At 56.0% G+C, this 3,158-nt stretch carries 3 protein-coding genes; 2 read left to right on the top strand and 1 reads right to left on the bottom strand.

Annotated elements, in window-relative coordinates:
• Positions 1 to 94: 94 nt before the first annotated feature.
• Positions 95 to 1,471, bottom strand: a complete 1,377-nt coding sequence (locus RHIBUN_RS0132895; RefSeq protein WP_025662879.1) for a PLP-dependent aminotransferase family protein — start codon at positions 1,469 to 1,471, stop codon at positions 95 to 97.
• Positions 1,472 to 1,786: 315 nt separating this feature from the next.
• Between RHIBUN_RS0132895 and RHIBUN_RS0132890 the strand changes: the two genes are divergently transcribed.
• Both RHIBUN_RS0132890 and RHIBUN_RS36230 read left to right on the top strand, forming a co-directional pair.
• Positions 1,787 to 2,203 carry a DUF983 domain-containing protein gene (locus RHIBUN_RS0132890; RefSeq protein WP_018857939.1) on the top strand — a complete coding sequence of 139 codons (417 nt, stop codon included), beginning with the start codon at positions 1,787 to 1,789 and terminating at the stop codon, positions 2,201 to 2,203.
• Between the two features lie 53 nt (positions 2,204 to 2,256).
• On the top strand, positions 2,257 to 2,631 hold the full coding sequence (locus RHIBUN_RS36230; protein ID WP_084659959.1) for a DUF983 domain-containing protein: 375 nt from the start codon (positions 2,257 to 2,259) through the stop codon (positions 2,629 to 2,631).
• Positions 2,632 to 3,158: the final 527 nt, after the last annotated feature.

Below are 3,158 nucleotides of genomic sequence, written 5' to 3'. Positions count from 1 at the left end.
AACCGGAACTCGATCAGATCCGTTGTCCGCGACTTAGCGAAACGCTTGTCCGCGACTTTCTGAAAACGCTGTCCCAATTAAGAGAAATCCGCAGTCAGACCACCATCGTCGAGAACGCGGGCTGCTGGGCTAGAAGGTCTGCCAAAATCCGGAGGGCACGTGTAAGTTCCTCCAGGTTCACCGGAGCGCCAAGCGCAAGTCGTATGGCTTCGGGCGCGGACGCAATTGCAAAGGCGTCGCTGGTGACGATACCGATCCCTATCGAACGCAATCTGGAAACCAGTTCGCCTCGCGTCCAAGGTTCAGGAACCTTCAGCCACACGTGAAAGCCGCCCGGAGAGGATTCGACATCGAACGGAAGGAGCGCCTTGACGGCATCCAGGCGCTTCACTGTTTCCTTGACTATTTCGCCTCTGACAACATCCGCTACTCCCGACTCTATCCATTGAGACGCGAGAGCACTCGTGAGCGGAGAAACAATTGACGCTGACGCCCGGATCGCGTTGGCCACCCTGTGCGTACGACCTTTCGGCACAGCGACATATGCGACTCGAAGGGCGGGAGACAGGCATTTGGATAAGCTCGCCACATGATAGACCGCCTCGGGCAGCAGTGCTGCGAGTGGCGGTGGCGGGGCCGGGACAAGGGCGCTATACGCGTCGTCCTCGATAATCGGCACGCCATATGTCCGCGCAACATTTACGAGATCGTGCCTTCGATGAACGGGTAGTGTCCGTGTAGTCGGATTGTGAAGCGTTGGCATACAATAGAGCGCTTTCGGCTTCGCATCCCTGCATACCTGCGCAAAGGCGTCCGGAACAAGCCCTTGATCGTCCATTGCAACCGGAGCCAATTTGAGCCTGAGATGGGATGCGATCGAGCGGAATCCAGGGTACGTGAGTTCTTCCGCGCAGACGATATCACCAGGCTCTGTCAAGACGCTGAGAATGGCGTGTAGCGCTCCCTGTGCGCCTGAGGTGACTACCACACGATCAGGCGATATCCCCGGAAGCCGCCTTGAAAGCCAAGACGCGCCGACGATACGATCCTCCATGATGCCGCCGGGCTCCTGATACCTCAGCAGGAGGTCCAAGCCCTGCTCCTGAAGCTCTTTCGCCCCATCCCACATTCTCTGTTCCAAGACGGGATCGAGAAACCGCGGCGGCAGGTTCATGCTCATGTCGACAACGCCAGAGGGCTGCTGTGATGGTCGCGCGCCACGCTTTGATCGCACGTATGTCCCTTGACCCACCTTGCCTTCAATCAGGCCACGGCTGCGGGCCTCCGAGTAGGCTCGGCTGACTGTGGTGAAGTCGATGCCGAGGTCGTCAGCGAGTTTGCGCTGCGTTGGAAGTTGCACCCCTTCGGCCAATCGACCACTTGCGATATCCTCGGCCAAGGCATCCGCAATCGATAGATAAATGGGTCCCTCGCGGGTGCCAAGGTGAGGTGTCCAAGATGCCGCAGTCATCGATTTTCCGTTCAATGGAACAATATATTATCCATATAAGCTCCATATATTTCTCCTGATTGTCAAGGAGCTTGGGCCTGGATGAACGGCTCCCAGAAATTCGGAGCCATAATAACAGAAGTGATGTTTTGTCGGAGTGGTGGTCGAGTGGCAGCTCCCAGATGCGTCGAGTTTGCGGCGGTGTTCAGTTTGAAAACTGAACCGGTCAATCACTTTCAGGTACGCGCCGACAGCTGCGACAAATTGTAAACTGTAGGAGTTGATTGGATTATTGTATGCATACATTAACTCAATCAATTCTGGAAGTGTAACGCGATGACGATGGAATGGCCTCCACTGCCACCCATTCAAACGGGACTGCGCGGATTGTGTCCCCAGTGCGGGCAAGGGCATCTTTTTGACGGCTTTTTGACTGTGAAGCCCAAATGCGAAGTTTGCGGCCTCGACTACTCCTTCGCCGATCCCGCAGACGGGCCGGCGTTTTTCGTGATCTGCTTCACATGCGTGCCGGCCGTCGCGGTGGCATGTTGGATTGAGGTTGCCTATTCCCCCTCAATATGGGTGCACCTATTCACCTCCCTCCCGCTGGTACTGCTGGCATGTCTTTTGCCTCTTCGGCCATTGAAGGGCTGGTTGATCAACAGTCAGTTCTTCTTCAAGGCAGAGGAAGGAAAAATCGACCGCGACTACGTGAGGCCTACTGCACCCGAGCCGCAAATCGAGCACGACTGACGTCGGCTCCTGCGGGCATAGACACATCCAATCAATTCTTGGAACGCACGAAAATGACCAACCAATGGCCTCCGCTGTCGTCAATCAAAACTGAATTGCGAGGGCTGTGTCCCCAGTGCGGGCAAAGCCAGCGTTATGTTGGCTTTCTAACTGTGAAGCCTAAGTGCGAAGTTTGTGGCCCCGATCGTTCTTTGGCCGCGCCGGCGGATAGACTGGCGTTCTTTGTAATTTGCTTCATATGGGTAACAGGTGTTGCGCTGGCGTGGCGGATCCAGGTTGCTTATTCGCCTTCTATCTGGGTCCACCTCTTCGCCGCTTTCCCGCCCGTGCTTCTCGCTTGTCTTCTGCCCCTTCGGGCGTTGAAAGGCCGGCTTATCTGCAGCCGGTTCTGCTTCAACGCAAAAGAGGGAATGATCGACCCCGACTAGGTTCGACGGGAGCCACGCAATCGCACACCGAGCGCGGTTGATATCGACACCAGCAATCGCAGACCGAATTGAAAACGCGTTGACGTGTCAAGCCGGAAGCCGGGGTGCTTGCGCATACGGCTACACAATTGGTCGTCACGATGCACAAGAGAGCCTTCAATATGGATTGGGTACCTATAGTCTTCGTTACTTTTAAGCTACTGGCGTTAGGCATAGCCATGTTCTTCGCCATCAAGTGGCACTACGATCAGGGGGAGAAGGGGGAAACGAAAGCTATGCTACGCACCGGCGGCAAGATGGCTGCAGTCTTCATGTTAGCACTAGTAGGCGTGGGGCTAGTCGCCCTTACCTTTAGCAGGATGCTCGGTTTGGACTTGAGCTTCCCATGATGGTACCAAATGCGCCAAGCTTAGAGACGCTCCCGGAGTGCCACATATGCCGATTCCGATGAAGCCGCCCCTTTGTTCCGAGATGATTGCGCCCCCGGATTCCGGGATGATCTCGCCCCCTTGAGGCTGGGGTCCTGC

Source organism: Rhizobium sp. IBUN, from assembly GCF_000510625.1.
GTDB lineage: Bacteria > Pseudomonadota > Alphaproteobacteria > Rhizobiales > Rhizobiaceae > Rhizobium > Rhizobium altiplani.
The sequence above is the reverse complement of the archived record's forward strand: the minus strand, read 5'-3'. Positions and strand labels throughout refer to the sequence as shown.

Bases quoted from the DNA above. Each gene is read 5' to 3' on its own strand.
- RHIBUN_RS0132895 (WP_025662879.1), bottom strand. From the start codon at position 1,471: ATGACTGCGGCATCTTGGACACCTCACCTTGGCACCCGCGAGGGACCC.
- RHIBUN_RS0132890 (WP_018857939.1), top strand. From the start codon at position 1,787: ATGACGATGGAATGGCCTCCACTGCCACCCATTCAAACGGGACTGCGC.
- RHIBUN_RS36230 (WP_084659959.1), top strand. From the start codon at position 2,257: ATGACCAACCAATGGCCTCCGCTGTCGTCAATCAAAACTGAATTGCGA.